Genomic DNA, 14,413 nt, shown 5'->3' on the forward strand with positions numbered 1-14,413 from the left:
ACATAATTTACATTATGTTGCGTTACTTTGTAACGCAGCGATATAAATTCCAGACAGAATTTGCGATATATCGCATTTGATAAGCAAATATATCGCACGAGTGTAAACGAGTATATCGCTGAACTTCCAAAATCTTATCTTTTTTCATATAAACTAAAAAAGCAGAGATTTTTTCCTCCCTGCTCTGATTTCCTATGCTTTTTTCTCACTACAAATAAGCCAATCTTTATGCAAATTGTAAAAATTGGCTATCGCAATGTGCAGATTATTTATAACAAATATAAAAAAGGAGTTTTTGCCTTTAATTTTATTGACAAAACTCCCTTTTTTATGTTATAATGAATCAACTAAAGAATTAATATTGATTTATGTACGACATAATGTAAATTATGTTGTATTTTTTTGTCCATTAGCATATAAGTAATCCTAATCGCTGGATTTGGTTTCTGTGAATTTCGCCCGGCTCCATAGTATAAATTCTGGTTGTATTAACACTTGTATGACCTAATATATCTGCAAGTCTTACAATATCTCTTTCTACTGTATAGTATGTCCTTGCAAAAAGATGCCTTAAATTATGAGGAAATACTTTGTCTTTTTGTACGTTTGCATCTTCGCAAAGTTTTTTCATATCTAACCATATATTTGAACGGTTAAGAGGTTTCCCGCCTTTTGTTACAAATACTGATCCATCTTTTATATTATTCTTCTTTATATATTTAAGAAGAATATGGCAAAGTTTATCGGGGATTAACACAATTCTTGTTTTACCTTTAAGGTTTATAACTGCTCTTTTTAGATAAACTGCTTTTACGGTTATAAATTTAAGTTCAGAAACTCGTATCCCTGTTGAGCAAATAGTCTGCATAAGAAGATACAGCCTTTCATTTTTCTTATTCTTTGCAGCAGCTAAAAGACGCCTGTATTCATCTTTTGTAAGTTCCTTATCTTCTTTAGAAAAAATCTGTTTTTGAATTTTAAGTGATTTAATTTTTAAGTCGTATTTCTTTTTCCATATAAAAAATGTGTTAAGCGACGAAATAATCGAATTAACACTTGCAGGTGCATACTTTTTAATAAGTAGGTTTTTATACTCCAAAAGCAGTTTTTTTGTCACGCCCTTTTTTCCTAACCAATTTGACAAATTAGTTATATCCCTTACATATTTTTCAATGGTTAAGTCTGATTTCTCCTCAAAAGTAAGAAAATTTTTGAATTTTAAAATATTTTTTTCATTAATATGCATAAAATCATCTCCTATACATATTATTCTACAACGACTTAGAAAATATTTAAAGAGATTTTAGAACATTGTGTTCTAAAATCTCTTTAAAAATTAAATTATCCGCCGAAAATTCTTCGGCGGATACAATCTATATATTATTTACTTCGTTTCAATCAAACCATAATCTCCGTCTTTTCTTTTATATACTATATCGGTAAGTCCTGATTCTGCATTCTTAAACACATAGAATTGATGGTTTAAAAGATTCATCTGCAAAATCGCTTCTTCTACAAACATCGGTTTAACGGAAATCGTTTTGGTTTTTATAATATTGAAATCTTCTTCGGAGTACTCATCCTGAAAATCATAAGGCTCCCAGTCAATCTCTTCAATTTTCTTTCCTTTAAATCTTTTTTCAAGTTTGGTTTTATATTTTCTGATTTGTTTTTTTAGATTTTCAATACATTCATCAAAAGATTCGTACATATCTCTTGTGGTCTGCTCCACTCTGAATATAGTATCTTTTAAATAAATGGTTATTTCAACAATTTCTCTTTCTTTTTCCTTAATCAAAACAACCTGAGCCTCTGCCGAGTCATCGAAAAAATTATTAAATCTGGAAAGTTTCTTTTCCATTTTTTCTTTCATTTTTTCTGTTGCTTTATATTTTTTTTCGATTATTCTGATTTTCATAATTTAAGTCCTCCAAGTTATTTAATTGTTTTCAACTTGAAGGTAACATCTTTTAAATTTTTTATTTACTAAAAAACAAAGTGCCACCATTCAAGTTGTAATGCTGATTTTCAACTTCCGTTCTCAATGGTAACACCTCTTTTCTTTTTATTCTATTTAAAGATTTCGACAAGGTTTTAAAAAATCCTTTTTTATTTTTTAAAATTTTTTTATTCTCCGAATAATTCTATATTTCTTTTCCTTGTTTCTTTTCTCTTTAGTGCTCTTTCCTCTTTATAATTTGGGTTTTTAGTTATTTGTTCTTTTACTTCAGACTTCATTTCCCCGATAGTTTTTCCTTCAAGGCTATAATTTTCAGGTGTTTTATCATTATCTATTTTCCCAGTTTCCTTATCAAATGACCATTTCCCCTGAATCATTCCTGTAGAAAGGAAATAGTTTTCGCCTGTATTCATTATTCCATCGTCACGGGATAAAAACATCAGCACACTTTCCCCCTCGTAAAAGTCGGGAAATCCATCGGATATGTACTTGGTTCTTGTCTTCTTGTCATAGCCCTTATCTACTCTTACAACTGCAATATCAGAGTCATATTCACCAAAGATTTTTTCATCAATTTTTATTTCTATATCGGTTTGAAGAACAGTTACCCAGCCATCTTTATCATTACCTAAATGTCGCCATTTGCTTTCGTTTATTTTTGTAACAGTACCCGTTATAATAAGGTCGGAGTTTAAAATAAGTTCTTCCTGTGTTAAATGAGCAATCGAGCCACTTATAACTACTTCTTTTACAGGGCGGTTATTATATATAATAATTCCTGTTATTCCCAAGCATAAAACAACTATAATTAAAACCCTTAATTTCTTTTTCATATTTTTTCCTTGTTTACAACCAATTTTTTTCAACAGTTTCTTTTAAGGCTGTAAAAATGTGCATATATTGCGCTTTGGTTTCCTTTACAATTCCAAGTGCAATATCTTCATTGTATGAATGAGCAACATTGTTCCTTGCAAAAAGAGCATTTATCCAAACCTCTTCATTATCTATCAAGCCTGCCTGATATGCAGTTTTTAAAATAAGTTTCGGAGAGCCTGTGCTGCTTTGTTCATATCCGTGATTTTCTAATATTTCTTTCATCATTTTCCAAGATTGTTCAAAGGTTATTTCAAAAAGTCCTACAAGTCCTGTTAATGTAACCGTGTTATAAGGTGGTTCTAAATTTATTACCTCTTTTAAATTATTATACGCACGGCAGAAATTTTCATATTTTTTCATATATTATAACCCCCTCTTTTTCTATGGAATCCTTTAATTCTTCGCTGACAGGTTTATTCATATCCACAATATCAAATTTTAGAAGTGTCGGGCATTTTTCTTCAATTTCCAGTGCAAATTTTTCACACATGTTTCCTACTGCTGCAATATCAATATCGCTTTTTTCTTTATGATCGCCTCTTGCCCTTGATCCAAAAAGTATTATTTTTTCTATTCCACACTCAGTACCAATATTTATTATAGAATCAAGCACTTCTTTTTTTATATGGACTTTATTATGCATACTTTTGACCTCCCTTGTTTAATGAGAAATTAGGAGTTAGGAATTAGGAATGGTGGAAGACAAAATCATGCTATACAGCGATTTTGTCCTTTCTTAATATCATTCCCCATACCCATTGATATAATTTTATTGGTATGTTTCGGGAGGAGCAAGTTTTCCACCTCACCACCGCCTATGGCGGAGCCTCTCCTCAAGGAGAAGCCTTTCCTCCCCTACAATTTGGAATCGAAGATTTCTAAGTTAATTCCAAAAATTGCATAGCAATTTTTACCTTCATTCCTCATTCCTAAATCCTAATTCCTAATTGAACAAAATTCCCATCAATTAATGTTATTTATATTGTTACGTTTCGGTTCGTCGAGGACGCCGAACCCTACAGTTATAGACTTTTTTCCTTCCTCACAAATGAGCCTATCGGAATTTTTGTATCACACGGAATTCTTACTCTCATTTTAGGGTGAGGTGCAACGTCTATTTCCTCGTTGTCTTCATTTATAATTTTTGTTGCTTTTATTTTTAAAAATGGAGATGAAGGCATTAAAATTTCAAGTTCGTCATCTTTAAAAAATCTGTTTCTTTGCTCTATGACAACTTCTTTGGTGTCAGAAAGATAATCAACAACAGTACCGACAAGTTCATAATTTCTTACATAGGAATTTGTTGTATAAACTTGTGCAGAACTGTCAGGCTTTCCGAAATAAAAGCCTTCGGTGTACTTTCTGTGACTTATTTTTTTAAGTTCTTCTTTTAAATCTTTATTAAATGGCTTACCCAAAAAATAATCGTCTATGGCATCTCTGTATGCTTTTACAACAGTTGCAACATAGTATTCGCTTTTAACTCTTCCCTCTATTTTAAAACTTGTAACTCCCGCTTCTATCAGTTTATCAATATGTTCTATCATACATATATCTTTTGAGTTGAAAATAAATGTTCCCCTGTCATCCTCGTAAACAGGCATATATTCTCCGGGCCTTTTTTCTTCCATTAAGTGATATTTCCATCTGCACGATTGAGCACAGTCGCCCTCGTTGGAATTTCTGCCTGTCATATAATTCGAGAGTAAGCATCTTCCCGAATAGGATATACACATTGCCCCATGCACAAAACATTCAATTTCCAAATCGGGATTATTTTTTCTTATTTCTTTTATTTCCGCTAAAGAAAGTTCACGTGCTAAAACAACTCTTTTTGCGCCTAAATTTTCTTTATAGAATTTAACAGTTTCAAAATTTGTGATACTTGCCTGAGTGCTTACATGTAAATTAAGTTTCGGTGCATAAGTTTTAATGGTATTCATAATGCCAAGATCGGCAACTATAACACCGTCAACCTCTAATTCTTCAAGTTCTTTTAAATAACTTTTAAGATTTTCAAAGTCTTTATTATGAGCAATAATGTTTATGGCAACATAAACTTTTTTTCCCCTATTATGCGCATAAGATATTCCCTCTTTCATATCAGAATATGAAAAATTATCCGATGCAACTCTTAAGGAAAATGCTTTACCGCCTATGTAAACAGCATCAGCACCATAATCAATCGCAGTTTTTAGTTTTATTAAATCGCCCGCAGGCGCAAGTAATTCAGGTTTTTTCATAATTTTAACATTCCCTCCAATGTAATGAATAATGAATAATTGTGGTATAAATTTAATTCCAAAAATTCCGCAAGGAATTTTTTCCGTTCGTAACATCAATTCAAACATCACGCGGTCAAGCCACCTTCGTTTTCATTGTGTTACAGCACAGCCCTTGCGTGCTCCCTTCATCACCCATTAAGGGTGCGGTCGCTACTCGGTTCATTACCTATTCACTCTTCACTATTAGTTATTACCTATTTAATTCGTAATTTCAATTGCGAATTAAATTTTTATGCTTATTGCTACTCCGTCACCCATTGGGATAAATGATGTATCAAAGTCTTTATCTTCCGACAGCATTTTATTATAATCCATAAGGTCGTTCACAATGCTTCTTTTATTTTTTTGAACAATATCGCAATTTGCAACCATTCCTTTAAAAAGAATATTGTCACTCATTAACACTCCGCCCGTTTTTAAAAGTTTTTTTACAGGCTCGTAGTATTCGGTGTACTGACCTTTTGCGGCATCAAGAAATATAAAGTCATAAGTTGTTTCCAAGTAGGGAAGAACATTTCTTGCATCGTCTAAAATCAAGTTAATTCGGTCAGAATATCCTGCTTTTTTTATATTTTTATATGCTAAATCAAACATATTATCATCAATTTCAATTGATGTAATGGTTGCATCTTTTACAATATTTGCAAAAGTTATTGCAGAATAGCCTATTGCCGTTCCCACCTCAAGAATTTTTTTGGGTTTTAAAATTTTTAAGAAAATTTCCAAAAAGCGTCTTGTATCTTTAGTTATAATAGGAACATGGTTGTAATAGGCAAAAATCTCCAGTTTCTGCATAAACTGACTTGTTTTCGGAGTCAGTTCTTCAATATATTTTTTTATGAAATCGTAGTTTATAAGATTTTCCATTTTTACTCCTAATCAAATTCGATTTTTACTTTACATATTTGTTTTTAAGCCTTTCATGCTCCGCTGCAGTTTTTGAGAAATATAATTTGCCGTCTTTATCATTTAAAAAGTAAAGGTAATCAGTTTTATTAGGGTTAAGGGCAGCATCTATTGCAAGTTCGCCAGGAGAAGAGATAGGGCCAAAGGGAAGTCCTGGATATTTGTAAGTATTATACGGCGAATCAATTTTTGTATCAGCAATTGAAAGCACGCTTTTTCTTTCTTTTAAAACATACTGAACGGTTGCACAAGACTGAAGATAACTTAAATAATCATTTCTTTCAAGCCTGTTATGAAAAACCGATGAAACGTTATAAAAATCCGTTTTCGTCCTTGCTTCACGCTCGATAATTGATGCTAAAGTCACGATTTCATACACTGAATAGTCAGTTTTTATATTCTCATACTTTGCATAAACTTCTTCAAATCTTTTAAGCATTGTTTCAATAACTAAAACTTCGTCAGTTCCGTCTTTTAAAAATATATAAGTATCAGGGAATAAAAACCCCTCTAACCTGTTTTCTTTGCCCTTTATTTCGCTTATATATTTAAAATTAAAATCATAAGTATTGGCTGTTTTAATAAATTTTTCTTCGTCACATATCCCCTTAGCGTCTAAAAGTCTTGCAATTTCTCTTAATTCATACCCTTCGGGAATAGTAACTGTAACAGTTTTATGAGTTGATTCATTAATTAATATATTCATTACCTGATTATAATTTAATCTTCCCCTTAATGTAAAATCGCCCGCAGGAATTTTATTTATTTTATCGCTGTAAAAAAGGCGGGTATATACTTTAAATAAAAAAGTAGAGGAAATTATATCATTTTCTTTAAGCCTTAAAGTAATCTCAGAAAAAGTTTCGCCCTCATAAACTGTAAATTCTTTGGTTTTGCTGCTTGTAAAAAATCCGCTCCATTCAATAAACGGATAGATAAGTATTAAAAGGACAACCGATATAATTATGATAACTTTTGTCATTCTTCCTATTTCCATAAATCAGAACCTCCAAGATAGATAAAAAGCATAAGAAGTATGTAAAATGAGGGTGATGTATAAAGTTTTTTAAATGCCAGTTTCATATTATTTTCCCTTATATCATGTTCAATAATCTTTATACTGCTTTCCTCATTTATAGGAATAACATTTTCAATAACAGTTTCATACTTTGCCTGGTCGTGATAGGGCATATAAACCGCCTTTTGTTTAAAGAGTGAAATAAGATATATAATAAGGGGTACCGATACAATAAAAAGAACAGGCAAAGAATCTATATAAAAATTATTTGCTATTTCGAAATTTGCTATATAACTTGATAAAACAGATGTAAAGTTTATCATAAAATGCGCAATCATAGTATATACCATACGGTTAGTAAGACTTATTATGTATCCGAGTATCAAACCTAATATGAAAGTCGCAAAAAAGTTGGTAAAATCAAAATGCATTATCCCGAACAAAAGTGCTGAAAAAATAATTGCAGACCTTTTCCCGAATTGTCTGAAATAATTAAATACAATTCCCCGAAACATTACCTCTTCAAAAATTGCAGGAAGAAGACACATTACAAATACTGCAAATAAGAACTTTGAAAAACTATCAACCTGAGGTATGTTTTTTGTAATATCCGCCCCTAAATAATCCATTAAAATTCTTACGGGAAGATTTGCTAAAATACCCACATATTGCGAGCATACACCAATCAGAGCAGATATTAAAAATAAAATATCAGGCTTGACGGAAGAAAAGCAGTCGGTAAAATACCCTTTTTTCTCGTCCTTTAAATAAAGATATGAGGGTAAAAAAACCGATACAAAAGTAAGAAGCATAAGCTGGGTATAATAAACAAACGGAATTGTCGATACACCGGGAAATAATAATTTCATTAAAAAACCAAAAAGAAGTTGTAAGATAATTGATACCATAAGTATAAAACATACGTTCATATTCTTATTTCCTCCTTTTTTGTTATAATTTTATTTAACTTAACATCAAATTCGTCATAAGGAACTTTTTCAAATAAAAGTTCATCGTGGCAAATTCCTAAAGAAAATGTCCTATGAGTTTTTAAAAAACGGTCATAATACCCTTTACCGTAGCCTACCCTGTATCCCTCTTTTGAGAAAGCAACACCCGGAACTATTGTTAAATCAATATCCCCGCTATATTCGGTATGGTTTTTAGGCTCATATATATTATACATGCCAATCTCTAAATCATCCATACTGTTAATTTTAACAGCAATCATTTTGCCGAACTTATCAACACAATAAGGTACAAGCACCGTCTTTTCCTTTAGTGCCTCTTTAATTAAATCAATTGTTGAAATTTCGCTTTTGTTAGAAACATATATAAAAACAGTTTTACATTCTTTGTATTCTTTGAGATTTAATATCTTTTTAGTTAAATCTAAAGGCTTTAATTTATTTCTTTTTTCCAAACACTCTTTACGGAACTTAGTTTTCATTTTCTAATAAAATATTGCTTCCATTATCTTTTTGGAAGCCTCTTCCCCTTTAAAATATTTTACTATCTCATATCCAAACAAGAAACTTGCGCCCATACCTTTTGCTGTTATAATATTACCATCTGTTGCAACCTTTTTATCCACTACGTTTGCACCTTTTAAGTGACTTTCAAAACCTGGAAAACATGTTGCATCTTTCCCTTTTAAATATCCTCTCTCGCCTAATATATAAGGTGCAGCACAAATTGCTGATAAAAGTTTTTTCTCTTTATATGCATATTCTAAAAGTTCTTTTGTTTTATCACAGGAAAAAAGATTGTCACTTCCAGGCTGACCTCCGGGGAGAATAACACCTGAGAGGTTATCGGTTTCAATTTCGGAAAATAAAATATCAACGCCTACTTTAACTCCATGCGTTCCTGTAACCATTTCCTTATCGGACACTGTTTTGATTTCAATATCCGCTCTTTTAATAAAATCTAAAGTTGCTATTGCCTCAGTTTCTTCAAAACCATCTTTTAATATCATATATAACATTTTATCACCTAATTCAACATAAGATTTATATATTTATTTTCAATACTTTCAATATCAATATCGGTTATACACACCGAAAAAGGTGTCTGCCCCCATTTTTTATATAAAATTCCCTCTTTTAAGTTTTTTAAATTAAGTATTCCTTTTAAAATTTCTTTTGCCCTATTGTAAGAAAAGGAATATTCTATAAGATGCAAAACATCATTATCAATATAGTAAAAAACATATCCGTCATCAAAAATCATTACATTTTTATAGCAATCATAAATTGCATTAAAAAACTTTTCATCTCTTTTTATATAAAGATTGTTTTTAGAATTTTCATAGAAATTTTTTACTTTAAGATAGTTAAATTCACCGCTGAAACTTTCCAGTTTTTTCTTTTTATCAACTATAACTTTTTCTTTATCAAGGCAGGTAAAAACCCTGAATCCCGACTCTTTGTAAAAATCAAATAAAGACTCATTTGCCGGAATAAGATAAATAATATCTACATTTTTAATATTTTCTTTAGCGTATTCTATAAGTTTTTTGGCGTATCCTTTTTTTCTATATTCACTTAAAGTCGCAATCCCGCAAAAATATGCACCTTTATATATTTTTTCGTCTATAAAAATATCGGTGTATTCAACATATAAAGTCGATATAATTTTCCCGTTATCTCTTATAACAAAAGTGTTTCCCTCTTTAAATTTATAGGAAAAGAAAAGGTCTATATAACTGTCATCATCTTTAAAAATATCTTTCCACATTTTCTTTAAATAAGTAATGTCACTTATTCTTCCTGTATCAAACAAGACTTGCCCCATACATTTCGAGCATAAAACAAGGTCTGTAAGAAAGTTTTGCTTTTCTTAATCCCTCGTCGCCCATATCTTCCTCTCTGTTTATATATTTTAATTTCAGAAGTTCATGATTTGAAAATTCATAAAATATAGTCTGGAAAGCACCGCGATAAATTGTATCTGCTTTTTCAAAATGAATAATTGCCATATCGGAATTATACTTTTCACAAAGTGTAAAAGCAACAATTTTTCCATCCACCCTTAATGCTCCGCCAATTAAAGACAGTTTGTCCATATTTTTAAGAGCAAGCCTGCAGGCACATGCTTCGGCCTTAACAGATGCATCGTTACAGTCCTTATTTTCACACCATATATCAAGAAGTTCTATACATTCTTTGCTAATATTTTCGTCAATTTTTTCATAGGTATAGGAATACTCTTTTTTAAAACGGTTAACAAAATTCTTCTTTGAATGAAATTTCTTGCCAGGCAAAGTTGCCATCTCAAGTGCATTATAAATGTAATTGTCACTGTCTGCATTATGTGAAAAATTAAACTTGTCGGGATATATTTTTTTAATTATTTCAACCTGATTTTTTGTCAGGTTTGATACTAAAACATCTCCTTTAAGGAGCAATGCGTCAAGTACCTTTTTCGTGGTTTTTTCATCAGTTTCAGGCAAAAGATAATATTCCTTTTTGTCCTTGTAACTGTCAAATTTAATAACAATATCCCCGTCAATTTGTGCAAATCTGAAGTTTACCTGAGCCTGCCATGTAAACAGACTTACAAAACTTAAATAACTTGAGAATTGCGGATATTTATTATAATATTTATCAAAAATTTCTTTATCGCTTAATTCTACTTTTTTAAATTCCATCGGCAATTTGTCTGATTTCCTCCTGAATATCTTCTATTGACCTTAACTTTCCGTCTTTAACACATAATACAATCTTAAATCCGTAATTTTCTGCAACAAATCTTGCATTTTCGTAGGTTTTTTCAAGGTAGTCCTTGTCCCTTTCGTGAATGTCCTTCTCAGCCTCGCCTGAAAATTTATTAAGCCTTTCTTTCATAAGAGCAGCACTTATTTTCGGCGGTACATCAAGAAAAATTTTAACCGATGGCTTTGGCAGTCCGTACAGTCCGTATTCAAAATCCGAAAGCCAGTCTATAAACTTTTCCTTGTCCTCTTTATTTTCAAATTTAGATGCCTGATGAATCATATTTGCAGTAACATATCTGTCCGCAATAATGGTAAAGCCATCTTTATAACATTTTTCCCACTTTGTTTTATATGATGCGTACCTGTCCGCTGCAAAAAAAGTTGAAGCAATATACGGGCTTACATCATCTGCATTTTCTCCGAATTTCCCCTCAAGATACATTTTGCAAAGCGAGGAAGACTCGCTTTCGTAATCGGGGAATTCAACCTTTATTACTTTATCATTTTTTTCTTTTAAATATTCATATAAAAGCGCCGTCTGGGTTGCTTTTCCTGAAGCATCAACACCCTCTATAACAATAAGTTTTCCCATTATTATAACCTTTCCTTTTAATTTTAATGAATAGTGAATAATGAACTTCTTTCAAATTCGAAATGCAAAGTGCGAAGTGCGAAATGAAAGAACGCAAAATTATGCTATACAGCAATTTTGCGAATAATTAAATTTTAAAATTTTTCTTACCGTCAATCTTGTTTTTTGTTATAGTTCGGTTCGGCAAGTACACCTACAATAATTTTGCATTTGTATTCTCAACGGCAGGAGCAATGCAAATGCCGTATGGCATATTTGCATTACATTCATTTCGAATTTCGCATTTCGAATTTCGCATTCTCATTTTGCGGTCTGGAGGTTTTTAACATCTCCTATCCCTTATAAAATTTCATCATTTCCTGTTTCTTTCCGCAACTTTTTGCACCCTCAGGGCAAGGTCCGCTCACACATTTAGGACCGCAGTCTTTAAATACTGTAGGTGCAACCTCTTTAACAAGTCTTAACATCTCGTCAGCAAGTGCCTTTATTTCCCATTGTGCTCTGGTGCAACACCTATGGTTAAAGAAATTAAATAAACTTCTTGCATTAAATGTTGCAATAATTTTTGTTTCACAGGAATTGGGAAGAACAAACCTTGCGTCTTCAATAGCAGTTTTTTCTGCTGTTTGTTTTGCCTTTTTTTCATCAAGACCTTCGCTAATTAATCGGTCATAGTGTTCTTTAAAAAGAATTTCAGTAAGTTTGTCATAAGTTTTCTGGTCGTCTTCCATTGCTTTTATGTATATTTCTTTTGCTTCCTTATTGTTTTCAATATACGGAGGAACAACATACGAAAAAGCACCCTCTTTAACATATCTTTGAGATTTTACCGAGTAAGAAGCAATTCTGTGCCTTGTAATCTGGGCAAGAAGACTTCTTGAAACTCCTTCAATCCCGAATGTAAAACTCATATGCTCAAAAGGACTTTCATGATTCATTGAAGAAAGCCTTTCTAAAAATGAAGCGGTATTCTCATCGTCAAGGTTATCAAAAATATCTTCAATTCCTGACGGAGAATAACATAATTTTGCCGCCGCGGCAACCACTTTTTCACAATCCTTTGTGTAACTTAATAATTTAACGTTAAGCATTTTTATTCGCCCTTTCTTCTTTTAATTGTTATTGTAGGGACAGATGCTCACATCTGTCCGTTTCGGGTCGTCGAGGACGCCGACCCCTGCTATCCTGTAACAATTTAATCTTTGCTCTTCGCCTTTGTCATTCTAAGACGTAGCCTAAGAATCTCTTGCCTGTTTTTTAGAAGAGATCCTTCGCTTCTCTCAGGATGACAAAACAGATTAATTGAAATGTTTGTAAAATTCTAAATGTAACAAAGTACTACATTTTTATTTTCGTGACGTTTTAAAAACTTCAAATGCAAATTTCGGAAGTGCCAACATTCTTTTAAATCTTGAAGGATTTTTTAAAAGCCTGTATAACCATTCAATATTTAATTTAATGAAAATCTGAGGTGCTCTTTTTGCCTCTTTGGCAAATACATCAAGGCTTCCTCCAATACCCATTAAAACTTTTGCGTTAAGCTTATCTTTATTTTCATAAATCCATTTTTCCTGCTTAGGAGCGCCTAAACACACAAACACAAAATCAGGACTTGCATTATTAATATTTTCAATTATTTTATCCGAAGAGTCAAAATATCCATTTTCAACTCCGCATATATAAATATCAGGATAATCTTTTAATATTTCTTCCTTTGCCTTTTTGGCTACTCCCTCTTTTCCTCCGAACAAGAAAAGTTTTAATTTTTTCTCATTCATAACGGGAAGAAGACTTTTTGCAAGGTCAAATCCTGCAACTCTCTCACAAACAGGATTTTTAAGTATTTTAGATGCGTAAACAACACCTATCCCGTCAGCAGTATTAAGGTCAGAACTGTTAAGAATTTTTTTAAATTCCTCATCATCTTTTGCAAGATATATTATCTCGGAATTAGGTGTAAAAACAGATGCGGGACTGCCTTTTTCAAGAAGTGAAACTACCTTTGAAACTGCACTCTTTAAATCCACTTTATCAATTCTTACGCCTAAAATATTTACATTTTCCATTTATACCGCCTCCCGCTTTTTATATCGTATTCTTTATAAAATCAGTGAACGATGTAGTCAATGTACCACTGACTACAAATGAATAATTAATAATGAATGATGAATAATTTCGGTTGAAAATCGCCAAATGCGATTTTCCTCATTAATTTTTCATTATTCAATATTCATCAGCGTAGCGACTTCATTATTCATTACGTTTTGTACATTGTATAAAACGACTGAACGATTTAGATGCTGGTCATTCTTGTGAAGTTTTGAACAAGAGTTCAAAGTGAAGTTACTTACGCAGTGAAGTTTTTGATACTCAAAAGTGAAGTTAAGTTTGCCACTCTGCCGCAAAGCGGAACTTCACTTACATAGTAAACTTCACTATAAAAGATGGCTTCACTTGCCCGTCAGGGCAAACTTAGTTGATTTCATTTTTAATGAAATCATTATAGCACAAAAATCAGTAATATACAATAAAAAGATAAAAAACTCTTGTATAATTGGAAAAATAATTGTATAATAATGTTAATATCATTATATGGAGGACGATAATATGCAAGAATTTTTACCAATTATAGTTATGCTCGCTTTCTGGGGACTTATTTTCTATTTCCTTTTAATAAGACCGCAGAAAAAGAAAGACAAACAGTTTAAAGATATGCTTGCTTCAATGGAAATCGGCGATAAAATTATTACTATCGGCGGATTTTACGGAAAAGTTACCAAAATCAAAGACGATAAAATCGAATTTGAATGTGGTCAGGGCGAAAAGCAAACTGTTATGTACCTTTACAAATGGGGTATAAAAGAAGTCTTAAAGAAAGAAAAAGCGTAAAAAACTAAAGGAGATGTTTAAAAAAGTAACTTTTTAAACATCTCCTTTTTTGAGGATAGGTAAAATTTTTTACCATTCCCTTCCTTTTATTAGTATCAATTACTCCTCAGTCTCGCATCCTAAAGTAAGTTCTGCCAACTCCTGCAGCTTGTCTTTTAAAATCTGTTTA

17 protein-coding genes are annotated in these 14,413 nt (G+C 31.7%); 1 reads left to right on the forward strand and 16 read right to left on the reverse strand.

The features are described 5' to 3' along the window. Window positions 1-409: 409 nt before the first annotated feature. The 16 genes from E7419_03830 to E7419_03905 all read right to left on the reverse strand — a co-directional run bounded on the left by E7419_03830 (window position 410) and on the right by E7419_03905 (window position 13,421). Entirely contained in the window at window positions 410-1,246 is an 837-nt protein-coding gene (locus E7419_03830) for an integrase (protein MBE7014323.1), read from the reverse strand. A gap of 138 nt (window positions 1,247-1,384) precedes the next feature. Further along, the gene (raiA, locus tag E7419_03835; GenBank protein MBE7014324.1) at window positions 1,385-1,918 is read right to left on the reverse strand and encodes a ribosome-associated translation inhibitor RaiA; all 534 of its coding nucleotides are present in this window, start codon (window positions 1,916-1,918) and stop codon (window positions 1,385-1,387) included. Between the two features lie 209 nt (window positions 1,919-2,127). After that, entirely contained in the window at window positions 2,128-2,793 is a 666-nt protein-coding gene (locus tag E7419_03840; protein MBE7014325.1) for a hypothetical protein, read from the reverse strand. Between the two features lie 13 nt (window positions 2,794-2,806). After that, on the reverse strand, window positions 2,807-3,196 hold the full coding sequence (locus tag E7419_03845; protein ID MBE7014326.1) for a nucleotidyltransferase: 390 nt from the start codon (window positions 3,194-3,196) through the stop codon (window positions 2,807-2,809). Further along, on the reverse strand, window positions 3,183-3,479 hold the full coding sequence (locus E7419_03850; protein MBE7014327.1) for a nucleotidyltransferase domain-containing protein: 297 nt from the start codon (window positions 3,477-3,479) through the stop codon (window positions 3,183-3,185). The genes E7419_03845 and E7419_03850 overlap by 14 nt, the downstream gene beginning before the upstream one ends. A gap of 379 nt (window positions 3,480-3,858) precedes the next feature. After that, on the reverse strand, window positions 3,859-5,079 hold the full coding sequence (locus E7419_03855; protein ID MBE7014328.1) for a U32 family peptidase: 1,221 nt from the start codon (window positions 5,077-5,079) through the stop codon (window positions 3,859-3,861). A 264-nt stretch (window positions 5,080-5,343) separates the two neighbouring features. Beyond that, entirely contained in the window at window positions 5,344-5,988 is a 645-nt protein-coding gene (locus E7419_03860) for an O-methyltransferase (GenBank protein ID MBE7014329.1), read from the reverse strand. 25 nt (window positions 5,989-6,013) lie between these two features. Further along, window positions 6,014-7,024, reverse strand: a complete 1,011-nt coding sequence (gene mltG, locus E7419_03865) for an endolytic transglycosylase MltG (GenBank protein ID MBE7014330.1) — start codon at window positions 7,022-7,024, stop codon at window positions 6,014-6,016. Then, window positions 7,015-7,974, reverse strand: a complete 960-nt coding sequence (locus E7419_03870) for a CPBP family intramembrane metalloprotease (protein MBE7014331.1) — start codon at window positions 7,972-7,974, stop codon at window positions 7,015-7,017. The genes mltG and E7419_03870 overlap by 10 nt, the downstream gene beginning before the upstream one ends. After that, window positions 7,971-8,495 (reverse strand): 5-formyltetrahydrofolate cyclo-ligase, encoded by a 525-nt coding sequence (locus E7419_03875; protein ID MBE7014332.1) that lies wholly within the window; start codon window positions 8,493-8,495, stop codon window positions 7,971-7,973. Before E7419_03875 ends, E7419_03870 begins: the two co-directional genes overlap by 4 nt. Window positions 8,496-8,498: 3 nt before the next feature. Further along, window positions 8,499-9,032 (reverse strand): DJ-1/PfpI family protein, encoded by a 534-nt coding sequence (locus E7419_03880; protein ID MBE7014333.1) that lies wholly within the window; start codon window positions 9,030-9,032, stop codon window positions 8,499-8,501. Between the two features lie 8 nt (window positions 9,033-9,040). Continuing rightward, entirely contained in the window at window positions 9,041-9,841 is an 801-nt protein-coding gene (locus E7419_03885; GenBank protein MBE7014334.1) for a GNAT family N-acetyltransferase, read from the reverse strand. Next, entirely contained in the window at window positions 9,822-10,697 is an 876-nt protein-coding gene (locus E7419_03890) for a DUF2156 domain-containing protein (GenBank protein ID MBE7014335.1), read from the reverse strand. Before E7419_03890 ends, E7419_03885 begins: the two co-directional genes overlap by 20 nt. Beyond that, window positions 10,687-11,358, reverse strand: coding sequence for a thymidylate kinase (locus tag E7419_03895; protein MBE7014336.1), 672 nt, complete (start codon window positions 11,356-11,358; stop codon window positions 10,687-10,689). Before E7419_03895 ends, E7419_03890 begins: the two co-directional genes overlap by 11 nt. A gap of 329 nt (window positions 11,359-11,687) precedes the next feature. Further along, window positions 11,688-12,446 (reverse strand): FAD-dependent thymidylate synthase, encoded by a 759-nt coding sequence (locus tag E7419_03900; protein ID MBE7014337.1) that lies wholly within the window; start codon window positions 12,444-12,446, stop codon window positions 11,688-11,690. Between the two features lie 255 nt (window positions 12,447-12,701). Beyond that, window positions 12,702-13,421 carry a WecB/TagA/CpsF family glycosyltransferase gene (locus tag E7419_03905; protein MBE7014338.1) on the reverse strand — a complete coding sequence of 240 codons (720 nt, stop codon included), beginning with the start codon at window positions 13,419-13,421 and terminating at the stop codon, window positions 12,702-12,704. A 541-nt stretch (window positions 13,422-13,962) separates the two neighbouring features. On the opposite strand from E7419_03905, the gene yajC reads away from it, so the two are divergent. Next, on the forward strand, window positions 13,963-14,244 hold the full coding sequence (gene yajC, locus E7419_03910; GenBank protein ID MBE7014339.1) for a preprotein translocase subunit YajC: 282 nt from the start codon (window positions 13,963-13,965) through the stop codon (window positions 14,242-14,244). Window positions 14,245-14,413: the final 169 nt, after the last annotated feature.

The organism is Oscillospiraceae bacterium (assembly GCA_015068525.1).
Lineage (GTDB): Bacteria > Bacillota > Clostridia > UMGS1840 > HGM11507 > SIG450.

Coding starts and splice junctions, on each gene's coding strand:
- E7419_03905 (MBE7014338.1), bottom strand. CDS start 13,421: ATGGAAAATGTAAATATTTTAGGCGTAAGAATTGATAAAGTGGATTTA.
- E7419_03880 (MBE7014333.1), bottom strand. CDS start 9,032: ATGTTATATATGATATTAAAAGATGGTTTTGAAGAAACTGAGGCAATA.
- E7419_03850 (MBE7014327.1), bottom strand. CDS start 3,479: ATGCATAATAAAGTCCATATAAAAAAAGAAGTGCTTGATTCTATAATA.
- E7419_03890 (MBE7014335.1), bottom strand. CDS start 10,697: ATGGAATTTAAAAAAGTAGAATTAAGCGATAAAGAAATTTTTGATAAA.
- E7419_03860 (MBE7014329.1), bottom strand. CDS start 5,988: ATGGAAAATCTTATAAACTACGATTTCATAAAAAAATATATTGAAGAA.
- E7419_03885 (MBE7014334.1), bottom strand. CDS start 9,841: ATGGGGCAAGTCTTGTTTGATACAGGAAGAATAAGTGACATTACTTAT.
- raiA (MBE7014324.1), bottom strand. CDS start 1,918: ATGAAAATCAGAATAATCGAAAAAAAATATAAAGCAACAGAAAAAATG.
- yajC (MBE7014339.1), top strand. CDS start 13,963: ATGCAAGAATTTTTACCAATTATAGTTATGCTCGCTTTCTGGGGACTT.
- E7419_03875 (MBE7014332.1), bottom strand. CDS start 8,495: ATGAAAACTAAGTTCCGTAAAGAGTGTTTGGAAAAAAGAAATAAATTA.
- E7419_03830 (MBE7014323.1), bottom strand. CDS start 1,246: ATGCATATTAATGAAAAAAATATTTTAAAATTCAAAAATTTTCTTACT.
- E7419_03900 (MBE7014337.1), bottom strand. CDS start 12,446: ATGCTTAACGTTAAATTATTAAGTTACACAAAGGATTGTGAAAAAGTG.
- E7419_03840 (MBE7014325.1), bottom strand. CDS start 2,793: ATGAAAAAGAAATTAAGGGTTTTAATTATAGTTGTTTTATGCTTGGGA.
- E7419_03870 (MBE7014331.1), bottom strand. CDS start 7,974: ATGAACGTATGTTTTATACTTATGGTATCAATTATCTTACAACTTCTT.
- mltG (MBE7014330.1), bottom strand. CDS start 7,024: ATGGAAATAGGAAGAATGACAAAAGTTATCATAATTATATCGGTTGTC.
- E7419_03855 (MBE7014328.1), bottom strand. CDS start 5,079: ATGAAAAAACCTGAATTACTTGCGCCTGCGGGCGATTTAATAAAACTA.
- E7419_03845 (MBE7014326.1), bottom strand. CDS start 3,196: ATGAAAAAATATGAAAATTTCTGCCGTGCGTATAATAATTTAAAAGAG.